The sequence below is a fragment of the Burkholderia sp. LK4 genome (genome assembly GCF_001043615.1).
Classification (GTDB): domain Bacteria; phylum Pseudomonadota; class Gammaproteobacteria; order Burkholderiales; family Burkholderiaceae; genus Burkholderia; species Burkholderia cepacia.
In genome coordinates this window covers 76,691-95,243 of sequence record NZ_LDUL01000045.1, presented here as the reverse complement: position 1 = coordinate 95,243, position 18,553 = coordinate 76,691, and the positions used below count along the sequence as shown (strand labels likewise).

General features: G+C 60.7%; 13 protein-coding genes. 8 read left to right on the top strand and 5 right to left on the bottom strand.

The window, feature by feature from the left end; all coding sequences use genetic code 11:
- The first annotated feature begins 113 nt into the window (after positions 1–113).
- The 7 genes from VK92_RS22950 to VK92_RS22920 all read left to right on the top strand — a co-directional run bounded on the left by VK92_RS22950 (position 114) and on the right by VK92_RS22920 (position 11,202).
- Positions 114–2,429, top strand: coding sequence for a GNVR domain-containing protein (locus tag VK92_RS22950; protein WP_048021833.1), 2,316 nt, complete (start codon positions 114–116; stop codon positions 2,427–2,429).
- Positions 2,430–2,579: 150 nt separating this feature from the next.
- Positions 2,580–4,007 carry a DUF6418 domain-containing protein gene (locus tag VK92_RS22945; RefSeq protein WP_048021835.1) on the top strand — a complete coding sequence of 476 codons (1,428 nt, stop codon included), beginning with the start codon at positions 2,580–2,582 and terminating at the stop codon, positions 4,005–4,007.
- Between the two features lie 126 nt (positions 4,008–4,133).
- Positions 4,134–5,279 carry an acyltransferase family protein gene (locus tag VK92_RS22940; RefSeq protein WP_048021837.1) on the top strand — a complete coding sequence of 382 codons (1,146 nt, stop codon included), beginning with the start codon at positions 4,134–4,136 and terminating at the stop codon, positions 5,277–5,279.
- Between the two features lie 197 nt (positions 5,280–5,476).
- Positions 5,477–7,288 carry a serine aminopeptidase domain-containing protein gene (locus VK92_RS22935; protein WP_048021838.1) on the top strand — a complete coding sequence of 604 codons (1,812 nt, stop codon included), beginning with the start codon at positions 5,477–5,479 and terminating at the stop codon, positions 7,286–7,288.
- Between the two features lie 96 nt (positions 7,289–7,384).
- A complete protein-coding gene (locus VK92_RS22930; RefSeq protein WP_048021840.1) occupies positions 7,385–8,335 on the top strand; it encodes an IS481 family transposase in 951 nt (316 codons plus the stop codon).
- Positions 8,336–8,719: 384 nt separating this feature from the next.
- The gene (locus tag VK92_RS22925) at positions 8,720–9,910 is read left to right on the top strand and encodes a glycosyltransferase (protein ID WP_048021842.1); all 1,191 of its coding nucleotides are present in this window, start codon (positions 8,720–8,722) and stop codon (positions 9,908–9,910) included.
- A 38-nt stretch (positions 9,911–9,948) separates the two neighbouring features.
- Positions 9,949–11,202 (top strand): oligosaccharide flippase family protein, encoded by a 1,254-nt coding sequence (locus tag VK92_RS22920; RefSeq protein ID WP_048021844.1) that lies wholly within the window; start codon positions 9,949–9,951, stop codon positions 11,200–11,202.
- Positions 11,203–11,553: 351 nt separating this feature from the next.
- Here the strand turns inward: VK92_RS22920 and VK92_RS22915 are convergent, their stop codons facing one another.
- Both VK92_RS22915 and VK92_RS22910 read right to left on the bottom strand, forming a co-directional pair.
- On the bottom strand, positions 11,554–12,633 hold the full coding sequence (locus VK92_RS22915; RefSeq protein ID WP_048021845.1) for a glycosyltransferase family 4 protein: 1,080 nt from the start codon (positions 12,631–12,633) through the stop codon (positions 11,554–11,556).
- Positions 12,634–12,654: 21 nt separating this feature from the next.
- The gene (locus VK92_RS22910) at positions 12,655–13,809 is read right to left on the bottom strand and encodes a glycosyltransferase (protein ID WP_048021847.1); all 1,155 of its coding nucleotides are present in this window, start codon (positions 13,807–13,809) and stop codon (positions 12,655–12,657) included.
- 716 nt (positions 13,810–14,525) lie between these two features.
- On the opposite strand from VK92_RS22910, the gene VK92_RS22905 reads away from it, so the two are divergent.
- Positions 14,526–15,770: a right-handed parallel beta-helix repeat-containing protein gene (locus tag VK92_RS22905; RefSeq protein ID WP_048021849.1), complete on the top strand. Its 1,245-nt coding sequence runs from the start codon at positions 14,526–14,528 to the stop codon at positions 15,768–15,770.
- A 98-nt stretch (positions 15,771–15,868) separates the two neighbouring features.
- Here the strand turns inward: VK92_RS22905 and VK92_RS22900 are convergent, their stop codons facing one another.
- From VK92_RS22900 to VK92_RS42555, 3 genes are read right to left on the bottom strand one after another with little or no spacing between them, the layout of a single operon-like run.
- Positions 15,869–17,389 carry a mannose-1-phosphate guanylyltransferase/mannose-6-phosphate isomerase gene (locus tag VK92_RS22900; RefSeq protein ID WP_048021851.1) on the bottom strand — a complete coding sequence of 507 codons (1,521 nt, stop codon included), beginning with the start codon at positions 17,387–17,389 and terminating at the stop codon, positions 15,869–15,871.
- Positions 17,386–17,970 carry a GNAT family N-acetyltransferase gene (locus VK92_RS22895; protein WP_048021852.1) on the bottom strand — a complete coding sequence of 195 codons (585 nt, stop codon included), beginning with the start codon at positions 17,968–17,970 and terminating at the stop codon, positions 17,386–17,388. Before VK92_RS22895 ends, VK92_RS22900 begins: the two co-directional genes overlap by 4 nt.
- On the bottom strand, positions 17,951–18,286 hold the full coding sequence (locus VK92_RS42555; RefSeq protein WP_131723272.1) for a hypothetical protein: 336 nt from the start codon (positions 18,284–18,286) through the stop codon (positions 17,951–17,953). The genes VK92_RS22895 and VK92_RS42555 overlap by 20 nt, the downstream gene beginning before the upstream one ends.
- Positions 18,287–18,553 lie beyond the last annotated feature (267 nt).

Genomic DNA, 18,553 nt, shown 5'->3' with positions numbered 1-18,553 from the left:
GCCTCGCGTGATGTGCCGAAAAGAGTGGCCCGGAGCGAGTGGCGGGACATGCGTGATCAACAGCATGCACGGCGACAGTAAGCCCGTCAGGACGGCAATTTGGGAGCGTATGCATGACATTGGATAGGCCTTCATCGAAGCGATCTCGAGACGGATCGGGAAGTATTTCTCGAAACGGGGTTGACTTCACGCTGGTCCAGCTGCTGGAAAACGTGTTTGATCACTGGCGCGTTTTCCTGGCTGTTTTCCTGGGGTGTTTGCTGTTGGCGATCATGTATGCCGTTGCGGCAACACCGATGTACTCCGTGGACACGTTGATACAGGTCGAGGAAAACAAGCACAGCGCGCTGGGTTCGCTTTCCGAAATTTCAAACGCGCTGGATATCCAGAACTCGGCCGTCGTCGGCGAGATCGATATCGCTCGCTCGCGCGCGGTTGTCACCCAGGCAATCGATGCTACCGTCGCGCAGGTAGATGTGTCGGTCAGGAATACGATTCCGCTCGTCGGCGGTTTGCTCGGTTCGATCTTGTCGAAGGATCGCAATGGCCTCGTCGAGCCATTGTTAAATACGCCGTTTTGGGCGTGGGGCGGCGAGCGGATCGAATTCACGAAATTCGACGTTCCCGATGCGCAGATCGGCAAGAAACTGGAACTCGACTATCTCGAGGGTAATCGCTTCCTGTTGAAAAACAGCAATGGTCAAGAGGTGTTGGCGGGCCAAGTGGGCCAACCAACCGAGGCAAACGGGTATCGGGTGGAGGTATCGCGGATCGTGGCACGCGCCGGTACGGAATTTCGCGTGCGCCGCGTCGCCACGCCGGTGCGACTCGAGGCTGTCCTGAAGAAACTGAACGGGGCCGAAACGAAACGTCAGTCGGGCATCATGCAGCTGAGTTTCGAGGACCCTGACCCCGTGTATGCCGCGCGGTTGCTCAATGCCATTGCTGCCGCCTATCTGGACGCCAAGACAAAGCGGCGCTCGGAGGATGCCGAGCACAGTCTTGCGTTTCTCGACACGCAATTGCCGGTGGTCAAGAAGCGACTGGAGCAGGCTGAGCATGCGTTGAACGAGTTTCGCAATGCACAGGGATCGATCGATGCGCAAGGCGATGTGCAACTGCTGATCGACCAGTTGGCGCTCGTGGAAAAGTCGCGGCTCGAAGCCAAGCTCGAGTACCAGGATCTGGCGTCGAAATATGTCGCCGGACAACCTCAGCTTACTGCGGTAGCCAGCAAGCTGAAAACGCTGGATCAGCAGTCGGCGGAATTGAAAAGCAAGGTCGCGCGCTTGCCGTCGCAGCAGCAGACCTACTTGCGCCTATCGCGCGACGTCGAGGTCAACAATCAACTCTATATCGGCTTGATGAACAACGCGCAGCAGCTGCAAATTGCAAAAGCTGGCACCGTCGGTAACGCGTCTGTTATCGACAAGGCTGATGTCACCGACAAACCGGTTCAGCCGAAACGCTTGCTCGTCATCGTGCTGGGTGCTGCGATCGGTTTGATACTGGGCGTTGCTTCGGCACAAGGCTGTGCGTTGTTTTTCCAAAACGCCCGGAATCCGGAGCATTTAGAGGAGGTGGCCGGCGTCCCTGTGCTGGGTATTGTCCCGACCTCGTTACATCAGGTCGAGGCCGACCTGAATGACAGATCGGCGTTTATAGCTGTAAGGGAGTATCCCGATACGCCGCTGGCCGAAGCGTTGGACGATCTGGCGCTGTTGTTGCGTTACGCGACGACTGCTACGCAGGGTAAATCAAGGATCGTTCTGGTCACGTCTCCCGAGCCGGGTCAGGGCAGGTCGATGATCTCAGCCAATCTTGCGCATTTGTTCTCGCAAAGCGGTCTCAAAACACTGCTGGTGCGTACCGATGCAGACGAATCGGGCGCTGATCGATACGTGTCCACGAAATACCCGGCAGGGATGTCGGATGTGTTGACTGGCTCGCGGGACCTCGGGAAGGCGATCTACCACGTCCGGGAAAATTTCGATGTACTGCCTGCAGGAAAACGTGTCGAGCCGTCGCGGCACCTGTTCGAAATGGAACGGCTCGATCCTCTGATCACCGCATTGCGACGCGAATACGACGCGGTCGTCGTGGATGCGCCAGTGGCGCGCCCGGTCGCGAAGGTCGCGATGTTGTCGAGGCTGGCGGACGTTACGTTGATGGTGGCGCGGCAAGGTTCGGTCAGCTACGCCGGCGTGGCGGATGTGATCCGGAATTTGAACCGGGTTGGCGTGAAAGTGGATGGGCTGGTATTCAACGGCTTTCAGCCTTCACCGTTGCGTCGGCGCCATTACGCGAACATCGAGCCGCATACGAAAGAAGCCAAGTCGCGAAACGCTCCAGGCGACGTCGTACCCGTTGCATTTCTGTTCAGGGCGTGGGAGCGGGTAAGAAAGGGATTGCTGAGAAACGTTGCCTGATATCGCATGCACCAGTCAATTCGCTGCTTCATGGCTGGATCGAGCGAGGGAGCCGGCAGTGCGCTTGCGGAAGGGGGGCGATCTTGCAGCGGGCAGGGCGCGCGCGGCTAGAACGGTGCGTCACCGGTGGAACGAATTTCGGGTTGCAGCATGATAGACAAAACTGCGCGAACAATACAAATCAACGGGGGGGCGATATCCGCAACCGGGGTGACGATATCGACGTTATTCGCGCTTGCGTTTTTGATCAATGCGATGATGCCGGCGCTCGGCGTGACGGAGTCGAGCGCCACGTGCACGTTGTTGCTGGCAACATCGGGACTTGTCGTCCTGGTCAAGTATCGTCCGGTGTTTGCAGTGTCGGTGCTCTATGTACTCGCGATCGGGCTGACTGCATTCCTTGCCGGTGTCGGACTGGAGAACGGTGGATACCTGAGGGAAACCGACATCTCGGGTGAGGCGACCGGCGCTTTCAGCCGGCTTCTTTCGTTCTATCTGATTTTTGTCTTATGTGCGCTCGTCGCATTCGACAGGTTCCTTGATGAGCGCCCGTCGTACAAGCCGATCAGGGCGCGGATCGCGTTGCAACCAATCAGTATGACGATGGGGTTTGCACTTGCGGCCGCGATCATCGTGACCGGTGTGCTGGCGGGGCTGACGTCGGGATTCTCGTTGTTTACCGGCATCAATAGGTATGCGTTGCGCAATGATGCGTCGAACGGCGCGATGTTCAATCTTTTCCTGAACAATCAAACCTTCATGGGTTTTTTGTTGGGCACCATTGCCACCAGTTCCAATAAACGCATCCGGTGGTTGGCGATCCTCACGATGGCGATCGACCTGGGCCTCAATGTGCTGCATGGCGAGCAATTCATGGCGGTGCTGCATATCGGCCTGTGTTCGCTGGCGCCGTTCATCGCGATTCATGCGATGAACGGTAAGCCGGTTGTCCGCTATCTGGGTATAGGTGCCGGGCTGGCGCTCTTGCTCGGCACCGTTTCCATCGTTTACGCCTACCGGGGGCAGGGGCTGGAAGTTGCGGATGTGATCTCGTCGCGCTTTCTGCTGCAGGGACAGCCGTGGTACGTGGTGGACGGTGATGCGCGGATGTTCACGGCACCGGCACTCGGCGGCGCGGCTGCTTTTTGGCGTTTCGTGAACTCTCTCGCTTCCTGGACGATGCCAACCTTTTTCGACGATTCCGAACCGAGTGGTTTGCGCGACTTGATGATCTCGTATATGGAGCCACAGCTCCTCAAGGCCTACATCTTCGACGACGTCACGTTCACGATGGGAAACATGGCGGTACCCGTGTATTGGTTCGGCTATGTCGGGGGGGCAATTTTCGTCGCGATGACCGGCGTCGTATATGGTGCGCTGGCCGCGTTACAGATCCTGGTCACGATGCGTGGCGGGGTCGTGATGCTGTGGCTGATGGCGAAGGTCTTCTCGTATGCGACCTTCGCCGTTCAGCAGGGCGATTACTGGATGATGTTCGGCTCGCGCACGGCATTTTATGCGTTGGCCGCACTGGTTTGGTGGTACGTGATCGACAGGAGGCGTTCCGGCTCGAGTTGAATGCGGCATTCGCTTGGGCCGTTGCACCGAACGGTGCGATCTCGACGACCGGAATCATTTGGGCGGACGCCGCAGGCATGGGTGTCGCGTTGCGATCGAGATACTTGGGTTTTCACTATTTCAGCCATGTCCCACTCGAACGATTCGAAGCGCTTTCACCATGTCGATGCGATGCGCGCGGTTGCCGTGATACTCGTCATATGGACACACTATGCCGAGCGATTTGCTCCGCTGGCAGGATCGCAATACATGCTCGACACGCTTCAACGCTCCATGAATTTCGGGCGTGTGGGTGTGGTCGTGTTTTTCGCGATCAGCGGCATGCTGATTCCCAGCAGCCTGCACGGAGAGATTGGCGCGGGCACGAAGCGGTTCCTCGTTCGAAGGTTCTTCCGGTTATACCCGGCATACTGGTTGGCGCTTCCTTTGGGATATTTTGTTCATTGGTATCTGTTTGATAAAAAAATGGATATCGATGGGATCGTGGCAAACGTGACCATGATGCCCGCCGCATTCGGAGAAAGCCTGATCTTGCCGCATGGCTGGACGCTCGAGACGGAATTGTATTTTTACGGGCTCTGCCTAATCTTGTTCTGGGGCGGCGTACTTCACCGGATGTTCTGCCTATGTGTTGTCAGCATCGGATTGACCGGGCTGTTCGTGACGATCGTCGAGTTGAAACTCGCCCCGGCCGGTATGCCCAGCGAATACAAGACCATGCCGTACCATCTCGGTATCATGTTTTGGGGTGCCTGCTTTCGGCAGGCATACGACACGCCTCTCAAATTGCTGCGCGTTCGATGGCCAGGGCATGGTGCACCGGGTCGAATGGCGCTCACTTACCGGTCGGCGGTAGGTTGCCTGACGGCGGTGATTGCAAGTGTCGCGCTGATGGGGGCGCTCAGCGATTGGCGACATCACAACATGGAACACTTTCCGACTTCGCTTGCTTACTTCATCGGCATCGCGATATTCGTCGCATTGGCGACCGTTCTGAAGCTCCGCATTCGCCTGCTTTCATGGCTGGGCGAGATCAGTTACTCGATCTATTTGCTGCATAGCCTCCCGTTGTTTGCAATGTTCTGGTTGTGCCAGCGTTTCCACGTCACCGGATGGCCGCTTGGTCTCTACATGATCGTACCGGTCCTGCCTTTGATTCCATTGTCATGGGCCGGCTATCGTTTGTGCGAGGCTCCGTTCGTGGAGTTTGCGCGTACGCTCACCGCACGGCGCAGCAGTAGTCTGTTTGCCTCTGGCGACGCTGACGGCTGATCCGTACGGATCGGTCCGGGCGACATTCGGGCCGATTGAAAAAGAGAAACGCGGATGGTTCTCGGGATCGAGAAGCGGACGCCCGATATCTTCCGGGGGATGCTGGATTGCGGCATGAAACGGATATCGGTCGGCACCGCACGATTGAAGTCCATATAGTGGATTTCGTTAGAGTTTATTAAAACAAGGATAAGACCATGACACCTGTCCAGTTTGATGGATGCGTCGGCTGGCTTCACGAGGGCAATCGAACACACGGCATCGTCATCTGCGAGCCGCTCGGTCACGAAGCACTTTGGCTTCACAAGCTCGTGCGTTCACTCGCCGAGCATCTTTCTGACCGTGGCTTCCCGGTGCTGCGCTTTCATTATCCGGCGAGTGGCGATTCGCTAGGCGACGAAAGCGATCCTGATCGCTTCGGGAAAATGCTCGGGAGCGTTCAGTCCGCGGTCCAGGCATTGCGAGAGCGCGTCACGGTGGACCATCTGACGCTCGTCGGGGTACGTGCCGGCGCGGCAGTGGCGCTCCTCGCCGCGGACGGCATCCCCGGGCTAACCCGTTTCATCGCACTCGCGCCCGTCGTGCGCGGTCGCGGCTACCTGCGCGAGCTCTCTGTCGTCGCGCAACACTGGCTCGACAATGCCCCGCCGACCGTGAGATGCGCGGTTCGCGACGAGAAACCCCTGAACATACTCGGACACCTGTACCCAGATGATCTGGTCGAGGCGCTGCGGCGTATCGACCTGCGCCAGATTGCCGGTCAATTGGGCACATTGCCGGCGCGCGCATTGCTGGTCGATGCACCGTACGGCGACAGTGCGACGCTTTCGGACGCGTTGCAGGCGCGGGGTGTCGAGGTAAAGGTTCATGCATGCACCGACTGGGCGGACGCAATGCGAGAGCCGCTCTGGTCGCGGCTTCCGGAGGCATTGCTCGACACGGTTGCGGACTGGCTCGACGACGATCCGGATCCGATCGTTCGCGCGTGCGCGCAATGCACCGACGCCGGCGTGGTACTGAAGGGAAAAGAAAGTATCGAACGAATCGTTCGCGTGGGTCCGCAGCAGATGGTCGGGGTGCTGTGCGAGCCGGCCGAAGGCATCATGCGTGCCGCCGCACCCACTCTCCTGATAACGAATACGGCCGCCAATCCGCGCATCGCGGATGGACGCCTCGCGGTTCGACTCGCCCGGTCGCTTGCCGCGCAGGGTATCTGCAGTCTGCGGATCGATGCCAGCGGAATCGGTGACAGTGGCGCGCGCGCACGTGACAATCAGCAGGACATCCCGTATTCGGATCAGGTAATCACCGATATGGTTTCAGCTGCAGACTGGCTGAAAGAGCACGGGCATTACAAGGTTGTTTCGTTCGGGATTTGCTCCGGTGCGTATACGTCGCTTCATGCCGCGTCGAACGGCCAGTTTGCCGGCGCGATCGCAGTCAATCTCCAGGTCTTCGTGTGGCCGCGCGGAGAGACGCTCACGAATGTGATCAAGAATCAGACGAATTCGATGCGAGGCTATCTAGCGTCGCTGCGCAGCGCTGGAAAGTGGCGCCGTCTGCTGCGCAGTGGTCGTGATTTGCGTCCGGTACTGCGTGGATTGTCGCGCTTCCTCGTCGATTTCATGTCGGTGCCGATCATGCGTATCGCAGAGCGGGTCGGGAGATACCCCGGCAAGGATACGCCGCGAGGATTGCTGCGCGACATGTCGGCGCGTGGCATTCGCACCCATCTTGTCTACGGCATGCTCGATCCGGGCGTCGATACACTGGTACGGCATTTCGGTCCCGCGTCGCGAGCGTTCGCTCATTTGCCGAACATATCGATCGATCTGCAGGAATCCGTCGATCATTCATTGCACGGCACCGCCGCCGCGCAATATGTCATCGATAGGTGTACTGCACTGCTTGCATGTTGGCGGGCTCCGGTGGAGCTAGCGGTGCCGGAGAAAACGAAACACGCGACTGTGTCGCACTCGCGCAAACGGCACACCGAGTCGACGCTCTAGTTGTGAAGCTTCAATGGGTTGTATCGATGGTTCATCCGGACTGAGTCCGGGAGACTGGAAGTCGCCAAACATCCAACCTTCCGGGAAGCCAGCCGGATGAACACCCATAAGAATGCCCGACTCACCTTTGCCCGCCGACTTGAGATGGTTCACGAGATCACCGAATTCGGTTTGAGTGTGCCGCAGGCGGCAGCCGACCGCGGCGTGACGGCGCCGACTGTACGCAAATGGCTGGGACGCTACTTGGCAGGCGGTGCGGCTGCACTGGCCGACGCATCTTCTCGGCCAACTCGTGCGCCCCGCGCGATTGCGCCGGACACGGCTCTGCTGATCGTTGAGTTGCGCCGGCAGCGCTTGTTGCAGCGTCAGATCGCACGCCAGGTCGGTGTATCTGCGTCGACTGTCAGTCGAGTCTTGGTACGTGCTGGATTGTCTCGTTTGACCGATCTGCAGCGGCGCGAACCGATCCAGCGATACGAGCATGAGGCTCCGGGGGATTTTCTGCACATCGATACCAAGAAGCTCGGCCGCATCGCACGCCCCGGCCATCGCGTCACGTGCGATCGGCGCAATTCGGTGGATGGCATCGGCTGGGAGTATCTGATTGTGCCCGTAAATGACCACGCTCGTATTGCCTTCACGGCGATGCATCCGGACGAGAAGCAGGCCAGTGCCGTGCAGTTCTTGCGTGACGCCGTGGCTTGGTATGCAGCACTCGGCGTGCGTGTGCGCTGGCTGTTGACCGACAACGGTTCGGCGTTCCGCTCACGCGAATTCGCTCGCGCCTGTCAGGAATTGGGTATCCGGCACAAATTTACACGGGCGTATCGTCCGCAGACCAACGGCAAGGCTGAGCAGTTCATCCAATCGGCCTTGCGCGAGTGGGCATACGCCTCGACATACCAAAGCTCCGCCCACCGCAGCGATGCCTTCGCAAGCTGGCCGCATCACCACAACCGGCATCGTGCCCACAGCGCCATCGGCGGAATTGCGCCGATGGCCAGACTGCCCGCGTCGAGAAACAACCTCTTGACGCTTCGCAGCTAGGCCGCAGCCTTAGCGTTGTCGGCGGGGCGGGCAGCGTTATGTCGCCGCCGCTATCGCGGTATTCGTTTCGCGCGTTGCGGGGAACGTTCGCGGGCACACCGGGAAGGTATGGCGAAACCGGCTCTGAGTGACCATGCGAACAGATTCGTCATTCTCGGTACGTTATCGTTGCGACGTAGTGTGTCACGGGGCCACTTGCCGTACGTACGTGGCGCCGTGATTCCGCTCAGGAATATCCATGAAACGAAATTGCCACGACTGCCGGAAATTGCGCAAAATTTACTGCTTGCAAGCGGCCTGCGACACCGTGAAGATCTCGCCGCGACGCGAAGACGATGACGATGCGTCGAGCTTCCGGCATCACGTATGTCGAGGTCCTGCGTGATGCGCGTGCTGGTCATCAACGACTTCGTTCGAAGGGGAGGGGCGGAGGAGGTGTACCGAATGTCCGTTGACGTGCTGCGCGCGCGCAACGACGTGACGGTCGAAACCTTCGACGAGCATGCGCTGCCCGCGGTCGAAAATATTCGGCGCGCTCGTGTATGGTCGCGCGCGACTGCGCGTGCGCTCGTCGCGCAGCTCGATCGGTTTCGACCACAACGCATTCTGGTACACAATTATCACAATCTGCTGTCGAGCGCGATCTTGCCCGTGCTTGCCCGCTACAAGCGGCGCTCGGGGTGCAGTTTGTACCTGACTGCGCACGATTACCATCTCGTGTTCTACAATCCGAGCCTGCAGATCTATTCCCGCGGGCAGACGAAACCATTGTCGCTGGACCAGCTGCACAGTGCCCGACGCATCGTCTCCGTCGCCAGTCCGCACGGAATTCTCCACGACGTCGTTAAGAAATTGCATTGGCACACGGTCAATGCACTTTTCGACCCGCTTGGCCTGTTCGATGAAATCCTCTGCCCAAGCCCGTTCATGCGCGACCTGATCGGGCGATTCGGGCGAACCCGTGTCACGCTTCTATCGAATCCGATCGATTCGGCATTGGTTCCGCGCGCGCCGAAACCTGCGCAGCGCGCTCGCCTGGATCTTGCGTTCGTCGGCCGTATTGAAGCCGACAAGGGACTGGCTCAGTTTCTCGTGCTTATGGCCGATTCCGCCGGCGAAGCGATCGAATCGCTTACCGTTTATGGTGACGGATCGGAGCGCGGTCCTCTCGAGGAACGCCACGCGGACCTCGTCAAAGCCGGAAGGTTGCGTTTTGCCGGCCGTCTCGATCACGCCGCGCTTTTCGCCGAACTGCCTACGCACGACGCGCTTGTGCTTCCGTCGATCTGGGTGGAAAACGCCCCCCTCGTGATAGTCGAGGCCGCGGTGCTCGGCCTGCCGGTGCTCGTGAACGACATCGGCAGTCTGTCGACATTCGGCGACGAAATCGGCAACAAGATCCTCTATCGAAACTTCCCCGAAGATTTCTCCCGCGCAATCGACGCGCTACGCACGCACCTCGCCGACGAAAATCGTCACTACGACTGGTCACGTTACTCGATCGATTGCTACGCATCGTCGCTGTATGCCGCGCTCGGCATTGACGAGCCCGTACCACGCACGCGTGCCTGCTGACAGTCGATGCACTACCCATTTTCACTTCAGAAAGCACGATGACCGCCGTTCGAAAAAACTTCGCCATGTTGTTTGCGTTGCAGATCTCGACGTATGTCGTGCCGCTCGTCACGCTACCGCTCTTGACCCGTGTGCTGGGCCCTCAACAGTACGGAAGGCTGGCGTTCGTGCTTGCGGTGACAACATATTTCATCAATCTGGTGAATTACAGCTTCGACCTGACGGCGACACCGCGCGTCGCGCTCGCGCGTGACAAGATCGAGCGGTCCAGAATTTTCTGGACGACCATCAGCGCCCAGTGGCTGATAACCGTCGCGGGCTTCGCGGTACTCGTCGCGATGACGTCGTTGATTCCGTACTTCGAAGCGGAGCGCACGGCGCTGCTGATCGAATTCGGGATGGCAATAGGCGCCGCGCTCACGCCAGGCTGGTACTTTCAGGGCATTCAGAAGCTGAGCGTGTTCAGCATGACGGTGGTCGGGTATCGCGCACTGAGCGTCGCCGCATTCTTCCTGTGGGTTCACACGCCGGACGATATTCTTCATGCGGTCGCCATTAATGCAGCCGTGCCGTTGCTCTGCGGTTTCACCTCGCTTGCTTACCTGTTCTTTTGTCAAGAGATCGCGCGTGTCCGCGTGCGGTTCGCGGATATTGTCGATGCATTGAAAGGCGGCACGCAGGTCTTCCTCGCATCGACTTCAATCTCGTTCTACGCCTCGACCAATACCGTTCTGCTGAGTATCGTTTCCGGTCACGTGGCCGCAGGCTATTTTGCCGCGGGCGACAAGCTGATCCGGGCCGCTGTCGGCATGTTGCAGCCGCTGAGGGCAACCACTTACCCTCATATCACCTATCTGATGCATAACGCACGTGACGAGGCGTTCGCGTTCCTTCGCAAGCTGATTGTCGTGCAGGGTGCGCTAGTGCTCGCAATGTCGGCGGTGATCTACGAGTTCGCGCCGCTCGCGGTCCGGATCCTGTACGGAGACACGTTCGGGCCGACAGTCGGCGTGCTGCGTTGTCTTGCGCTGGTGCCGTTCATGGCATGCATGACCGATCTATTCGGAATCCAGACGATGCTGCCGCTCGGCATGAAGCGCGTTTTCAGTACCATCCTGATCTCGTCCGGCTTGCTGAACGTCACGATACTGCCGCCGCTTGCCTCGCTATTCGCGGAGCGTGGCGCGGCGATCGCGGTGTTGATGGTCGAAACGATCGTGACCGTCGTACTCATGTACGTGCTCTTCCGTGAACGGGTTGGCCTGATCAACATACCGGCAAGATCGAGGTGATGCGGCTCGTGATGGAATCGGTTCGTCTGCGGCGACGACGGTTCGTTGTCCTCTACCGAGAGCACGAAGGGCTGCTCGCGCCATGATCGCAAGTATGGGCAAGGATCGGATGCTGCGTCACTGGTGATTCAGCCGCGTGACATACGCGAATCAGGTTTCCGGTCGAGTATTTGCTAGTCGAATCGGGGGCTTGGTCATGAACTTCTTTGCCTCGGCGCGCAAATGCCGACCCTTTCCATGATTCCACGGCTTGGTGACGGCGCGAGTCTTGGTTGAGACGACCGTCAGAGTGAGTGCGCCGGATCATGCCGGTGCGAATCCTCCGTCGAAGCGACGGCTTGCTTCGATCGCCTACAGCCCTTCGAATATTTCCGTCATCATTTTTGCGCTTTTGCTCCAGCAGTATTTTTCCGCGTGGAGATTTCCCTTCCGTTTGAGCTCGGCTCTGAGTGCGTCGGAACCCAGCACGCGCCGCAATTTTTCCGCAATGTCGTCCTGCGAATACGGATCGCAGTACAGCGCCGCATCGGCGCAGACTTCCGGCAGCGCCGCGGCTTTTCCGACGATCGTCGGGCAACCATAGCGCATCGCTTCAAGAGGAGGGATGCCGAAACCTTCGTAGATGGATGGATAAAGGAAGCATGCCGCATTTTGGTACAGCGCTTTCAGTTGCTCGTCGCTGATATAGCCGACGAACTTGATGTTCGGTTCTGCCGCCAAGACATGATCCTGGTTTCCGAACACGGTGGTGTTTCTCATCCCGACGATGACGAGGTCGACCGACGGATCGTCGATCTGCCGAAATGCCGCGATGAGCCGGCCAAAGTTCTTGGTGGGATTCATGCTGCTGACCGCGAGCACGAACCGGTTCGGCGTCAGCGAGTGCGCGTCGAGCACGCTCGTGTCGGGCTTCAGCGAGTCGAGGTGATCCGCACCAAGCGGAACGACGCTGATTTTCTCGGTCGAGATGCCACAGTGGTAGGCGAGGCGGTCCCGTGAAAAATAGGAGTTGGTCAGCACGCAAGCGGAGGTTCGCGCCAGGATCCAGAACATGATTCGGTACCACACCCGAAACGAACGCGAAAAGTGGGCGGGCGTGTCGAATACCGCCGCATCGTGCATGTAGATGATCTGGTTGCGGATGAAAATGGACGCGGAATTGCCGAGATTGACGAGCCGACCGGGACGGGCGAAAAACGGGAGCACCAGTTGCTCCCACACGGCACCCTTGTAAAAACCGACCTTGACGGTCCGCGCGCCGTTCACCTCTACGCCGGGCTGTGGAGGCATAAGGAGGGTCACCGGTTCTTGAGGCTGAAACTTGATGAGCGCGGCGATCAGCTCGCGTGCGACCCGTTGTACGCCGGTCGTCTTCTGCGTGGTGAATCGACCGTTGTACACGAGATGTTTCGACTTTTTGAAGGCGGTCATGTCAATCATTGGACATTGAACTCAGAATCGGGCTTTGACGTGATCCAGGGCAACCGGCTTGAAGTCGCGAGTGCCGGCGTGAGAATCGACCGCGTCCAGGCCATAAAGCATGTGCCACTGCCGGAAGACCGTGTTCATCGAAAACCTTTGAACCGCTCTCGTGCGCGCTGCCGCCCCCATTTTTTCGCGAAGTTGCCGGTCGTCCCGCAGCTTGGTCAGATACACGGCCATCTCGTCGACGCTCGACGCGATATATCCGGTTACGCCGTGAATCACCACGTCGCGATTACCGACGACGTCCGTCACCACGGCCGGTATGCCCGCAACCTGGGCTTCGATCAATGCGACCGGCATGCCTTCCCAGCGGGAGGTCTGGACATAGATGTCCAGACCCGACGTGAGTGCCAGCGCGTGTGCGCGAGTCACCCAGCCGCTGCAGATGACGGCCGTGCTCTGGCGTGGATCCGGAATCTCGTCGGCGTTGCCGCCGATCCACAGGAAGTCGACGTCAGCCCGCTGCAGTTTGGTGGCCAGTTCGACGAATGCGTGATGGTTCTTCTGGAACGATGCCCGACCGCTCATTCCAACCACTGTCTTGCCATCGTCTCGTGCTCGGCGGGGCAGGATCTCGGCGACATCGACGCCGTTTTCCACGAGAACTGCCGATTTCGCATGGACTTTTTCCTTGATCTCACCGAGTTCGCTGCCGGAGCACGCGACAATGGTTCCGCCGATATGAGCCGCGATGCGTTCGAAGTTCAGATAGGCAAACTGCTTCATGCGGGAAATATCGAAGCGCAGGAATGAAAGGCCGTGAGGGGAATAGAGGACCGTCGCATTGGGCGCGGCAATTCTCGACGCGAGACGCCCGAGTACGCCTGCCTTCGACGAATGCAGATGAATCGCGGCCGGCTTGCAGTCGCGAAGAATCCTGGCCAGCGCGCGCACGCTCAAAAGATCCTGCCTGATGCTGACCTCGCGTGCCATGTCGACGTAGATCAGCTTCACGTCAGGCCGGAACAACGTTGAAAAATCGGCCGGCGTTTCGGGGCGAATCGAGTGCAGTACCGTCACATCGACGCCGGCTGCCGCGGCGTGATTGGCTAGCAGGGTCACCATCGAAAGCACGCCGCCACCAAACGCCTCGGCAATATGAACGATCTTCTTTGTGGTCATCTTTCGGCCTGTCGGTTCGATCGCGTTTTTCATCGATTGCCGTGAAAGTGGTTGGACGGCGGATTGTCAAATAGCCGGCGGGTCGCGCATACGCGACATCCGGCTCAGTGAAATATGGATTCCTAATTCATGAATTCATGAAAATTGCGCGCATTGAATCCATCATGTTGGGATTGAGGTGGATGATCCGTCGGCGTCGACGGTAGAGTCGACGAGGGCAGGCCTCGGGCCACCGTCCCTCGAAATCACGCAACCGCAAGCGCCTGTCGTGGCGCGCGTTTGACGATGAGGGCATTGTGCAGCGCATGCGCGACGCGCTGGGTGCGATGGCTTACCGACGAAGGAATTAATCGATCGCCGCCTGGGCTGACGACATTCACCGAGCGGTTCGTCCTTGTGAGATTCGCGCTATGTCCGCGTAACGATTCGTGGAATGTCGCGGCATCAGAAGAGATGGGGCTGCATATCTAGGTGTGCTGGCGCACCGAGGTCTAGCAGGATCAAATGGTCTAATGGAAAGCATTACCTCGTCCGTTTTGACGAAATCGCCGATCTGCCCGGCGGTCAATGAGTGGCAAGGATGTAGCTTGTTGTCGTCGCCGCAGAAGCAATCGATTTCGCGGCAGCGGGCGTGAACCACGTCGGCCGCGGCAGCGGGTATTCGAGCGCACGGGGCAACCCCCGTGCATCAGATTTTTCCAGGGAACCGATTCGATATGCATGGTTCACGATGCCAGTCTCGCGCGTACGCCGTGATCGCCGGCATCCTGATGGCTGGCGGATTGATGTGGCCCGGGATCGTCGTGGCGGCATCCGACGTGTCGGCCTCAGGTGCGCTGCATGCGAACGTACCGGATGCATACGTTTATCCCGCCCCCGGCCGAGCAGATCAGGCGGATGAGTTGCAACGCGTGCTGGACGGGTTGCGTCCGGGGCAGCGACTGGTGTTCGCGCCAGGGCGGTATGTGATCGGTCGTTCACTGATCGTGCGGCGGCCGAATGTCGTGCTGTCGGGTTACGGCGCAACGCTGATGGCAACCCGCCCGGGTGACCAGACGGTCGAGATGCGGGGCGACGGTACGACGCTTATCGGATTTCGGCTCAGGGGAACCGGCACGACGCGCCTGGCGACGCGGGAGTCGACCAAGGTCGAGGTGACGGGGCACGACGTCCAAGTACTCGACAACGTGATCGAAGGCGGTGCCAGCGCCGGCATTTTCGTGTTTGGAGGCTCGGACGTCGCGATCGTTGGAAACGAGGTACTGTCAACGCTCGCCGACGGCATTCATGTGACGCATGGCGCGCGTGACGTGCTGGTGCAGGGCAATGTCGTGCGTGACACCGGTGATGACATGATTGCCGTGGTGAGCTACCGGGGCGATGGTGTGCTGAGCCGCAACGTCTTCATCACGCGCAACTCGCTCGAAGGCAACACGTGGGGGCGCGGAATCACGGTGGTCGGCGGCGCGGACGTGACGATCTCGAACAACGTCGTGCGCAACGTGCAGGTGAGCTCCGGGATTCTCGTCGCGCAGGAAGACAGCTTCCAGACCTACGGCGCGTCCGGTGTCCGGATCGAGAACAACATAATTGCGAATATCCAGACGGTGACCGGCCGGACCGATCCGCGCCCACTCACGCAGCAGGCAGCGATAGAGGTCAGCACGTGGTCCGGTACCGTGACGCAAGTGGCCGTGATCGGCAACCGCGTATCGCAAGCGCGCTTCGACGGCATTCGCGTGTGGGGAAACGTGTCTGGGGTCCGGCTTGCGGATAATCAATTGTCGGGGATCGGAGGCATGCCGGTACGGGTTGGCCCGAAGCAGGATTGCGCTGTCGGCGACGCGAAAGCCGAGCCGTGCGCGATGGCGCTTCAAACCCGGCTGGTTACGCCCGATGTAGTCGGTGCGGATACGTCGTTGCTGCCGCGCGTTCGCGAATTCGCGTGGCAGCCTCGTTGATTGCCCGGCGCTGTCGATTGACGGCGGAACGCGCACGGCGAACGGCGTCGTCCGCCAGGTTGATCGATCAAGTGAGATCCGGGCGGGCGCCGTATCGACTATGTCTGCCGGGCAGGCAGCGCCTCGACCGCCCGCCCATACTGATCGTCGAACCGAACGATATCGTCCTCGCCGAGATAATCGCCTGATTGCACTTCGATGATTTCGAGCGGAATCCGGCCGGGATTCTCGAGGCGATGCACTTCGCCGACCGCGATGTACGTCGACTCGTTCTCGCACAGCAGGAACGTCTCGCTGCCCCGCGTCACCTTCGCGGTGCCGCGCACGACGATCCAGTGCTCGGCGCGGTGATAGTGCATCTGCAGCGAAAGCCGCTTGCCAGGCTCGACGACGATCCGCTTCACCTGGAAGCGCTGGCCGAGATCGATCGAATCGTAGTGCCCCCACGGCCGCTGCACCTTGCGGTGCTCGCGCGCCTGCGGGCGCCGGTCGGTCTTCAGGCGCTCGACGATGTTCTTCACGCGCTGCACGTCATGCTTGTTCGCGACCAGCACGGCATCGGGCGTCTCGATCACGACGACGTCCTTCATCCCGACGCACGCGATCAGGCGGCCCTCCGAACGCACGAGGCTGTCCTGCGTGTCCTCGAACACGATCGGGCCGCGCGTGACGTTGCCGTGATCGTCCTTCGGCATGATTTCCCAGATCGCATCCCAGGTACCGACATCCGACCAGCCGGCCGCGAGCGGCACCACGATGCCTTCGATGCCGAGTTCGCCGTGCTCCGCGAGCCGTTCCATCACCGCGTAGTCGATCGAGTCCGACGGGCACGTGTCGAACGCCGCCGCATCGATCCGGAAGAACGGGTCCTCGGGGATGCCCGCGCGCCACGCGGTTTCGCAGGCCGCATGGATGTCCGGTGCGAGTGCGCCGATCGCCTTCAGCCAGACCGATGCGCGCGTCACGTAAATCCCGCTGTTCCACCAGTAATCGCCGGATTGCAGGTAGCGTTCGGCCAGCGTCGCATCGGGTTTTTCGACGAAGCGCCCGATCGCGTAGCCGCCCTGGCCACCGTGGCGGCCCGTGCGCGGCTCGCCGACCTGGATGTAGCCGTAGCCCGTCTCCGCGCGTCGGGGCAGCACGCCGAGCGTGACGATCGCCCCTTCCTGCGCGTAGCGCGCCGCGCGCGCGATCGCGTCCTGGAACGCGCCGACGTCGGTGATCACGTGATCGGCCGGCATCACCGCGAGCACGGGATCGTCCGCGAGCTGGCTCGCGTCGAGTGCCGCAAGCGTCAGCGCGGGCGCGGTGTTGCGCGCGGCCGGTTCGAGCAGGATGCGGGCCGGCGCCGCGCGACCGACCACCTGCGCGGCACTCATGATGCGATGCTGTTCGCCGCAGACCAGCAGCAACGTGTCGCCGAGCGACGCGTTCGCGATGCCGTTCAGGCGGCGCGCCGTCGCCGACAGCGGCGATTCGTTCGAAATCAGCTCGATCAACTGCTTCGGATACTGCTCGCGGGACAGCGGCCACAGCCGGGTGCCGGAGCCGCCGGCGAGAATCACCGGCAGGATGCGCGGCAGGTCGGGATCGGGAACCGGGCGAAGGGTGCGGGTCATCGATTGGCTCCGGTGTCGGCGGGCAGCCGGTTGTGTGTACGGCTGTCGGCACGTGTGTCGTCGTCGCGCGACCGGTGTGCCGAAACGACCCGCTGCAGCAGGCCGCGCAGCGCGCCTGCCGCGCGGTCGCTGGGCCGCACCAGGCCGACGAACGGCGCACCCTGTTCGAGATACGGGCCGTAGGCCTTGCGGAATCCGAAACGCTTGTAGAACGCCTGGCGCGGTGCCGGGACGTGCGTGCGCACCGCGGCGTCGGGCCACGCCGCCTGCGCGGCGGTGAGGGCGCGCCCGATCAGCTGCTCGAGCGTCGTGTCGTCGCGTCGGCGCTCGCTCGTCAGCACCTTGTCGATCACGGCGTCCGGGTCGATGTCGTCGCCGGGCAGGATGCGTGCGTAGGCCGCGACTTCCATCGTGTCGCCGTCGCGTACGGTTGCATAGACATGCAGCGCACCGGCGTCCTTGCCGTCGATGTCGAGATGCGTGTGCGCGTCCTCGACCACCAGCACGGCGTTGCGCGCGCGCAGGATTGCGTAGAGATCGACGGCGCCCAGATGTTCGAATTCACAACAATGCCATTCCATGATGCTGTCCTCGCGTGATGCCTTCGGCACGCCGTACCGCGCGGACGCGATCGTTCCGTGCGGTGCGGCGATTCTCATCATCCGGGTGCGCCGTGCGCCGGTCTGTTCGAAAGCGTACTCTCGCTCCGGATTCGCGCGGCCGGCGCGGCACGCACAGCGCGGCCTGCCGCGCGAGCGCCGCAAAGTGCGGTAGCACACACCGCGGCGGCCCGTGCTTTTCCATAATTGACCCATCGTCGCGGCCCGCCTCGATGCGCGGCCAGCCAACATCGAACGTCAATAAAGAACCGGGGCAGGACTTGAAGATTTCGAGCATTCACGACGGGGCGATCGTGCATGGCGGTGCCGGGCACACGCTCGCGGTCGGCTGCATCGCATGGGCAGACCGTGTCGAGCCTCGTCGAATTCCTTCCGGGTCGTGCGCGCCCGCGCGGCACACGCGTCCCTCATCCCCACGCCATTGTCTGCACGCACGCGCCACCGCGGCGATGCGTCGGTGCCTCGGCCGGCGATCAGGCGGTCTGGCGTGGCCGATTACGACAACGGGCGGCCCGCATCCTTACAGACGGATCGCAGGACACGG

What these genes read in the sequence shown, in the direction of transcription:
- VK92_RS22950 (WP_048021833.1), top strand. Translation starts at nt 114, where the DNA reads ATGACATTGGATAGGCCTTCATCGAAGCGATCTCGAGACGGATCGGGA.
- VK92_RS22945 (WP_048021835.1), top strand. Translation starts at nt 2,580, where the DNA reads ATGATAGACAAAACTGCGCGAACAATACAAATCAACGGGGGGGCGATA.
- VK92_RS22940 (WP_048021837.1), top strand. Translation starts at nt 4,134, where the DNA reads ATGTCCCACTCGAACGATTCGAAGCGCTTTCACCATGTCGATGCGATG.
- VK92_RS22935 (WP_048021838.1), top strand. Translation starts at nt 5,477, where the DNA reads ATGACACCTGTCCAGTTTGATGGATGCGTCGGCTGGCTTCACGAGGGC.
- VK92_RS22930 (WP_048021840.1), top strand. Translation starts at nt 7,385, where the DNA reads ATGAACACCCATAAGAATGCCCGACTCACCTTTGCCCGCCGACTTGAG.
- VK92_RS22925 (WP_048021842.1), top strand. Translation starts at nt 8,720, where the DNA reads ATGCGCGTGCTGGTCATCAACGACTTCGTTCGAAGGGGAGGGGCGGAG.
- VK92_RS22920 (WP_048021844.1), top strand. Translation starts at nt 9,949, where the DNA reads ATGACCGCCGTTCGAAAAAACTTCGCCATGTTGTTTGCGTTGCAGATC.
- VK92_RS22915 (WP_048021845.1), bottom strand. Translation starts at nt 12,633, where the DNA reads ATGACCGCCTTCAAAAAGTCGAAACATCTCGTGTACAACGGTCGATTC.
- VK92_RS22910 (WP_048021847.1), bottom strand. Translation starts at nt 13,809, where the DNA reads ATGACCACAAAGAAGATCGTTCATATTGCCGAGGCGTTTGGTGGCGGC.
- VK92_RS22905 (WP_048021849.1), top strand. Translation starts at nt 14,526, where the DNA reads ATGCATGGTTCACGATGCCAGTCTCGCGCGTACGCCGTGATCGCCGGC.
- VK92_RS22900 (WP_048021851.1), bottom strand. Translation starts at nt 17,389, where the DNA reads ATGACCCGCACCCTTCGCCCGGTTCCCGATCCCGACCTGCCGCGCATC.
- VK92_RS22895 (WP_048021852.1), bottom strand. Translation starts at nt 17,970, where the DNA reads ATGGAATGGCATTGTTGTGAATTCGAACATCTGGGCGCCGTCGATCTC.
- VK92_RS42555 (WP_131723272.1), bottom strand. Translation starts at nt 18,286, where the DNA reads ATGCTCGAAATCTTCAAGTCCTGCCCCGGTTCTTTATTGACGTTCGAT.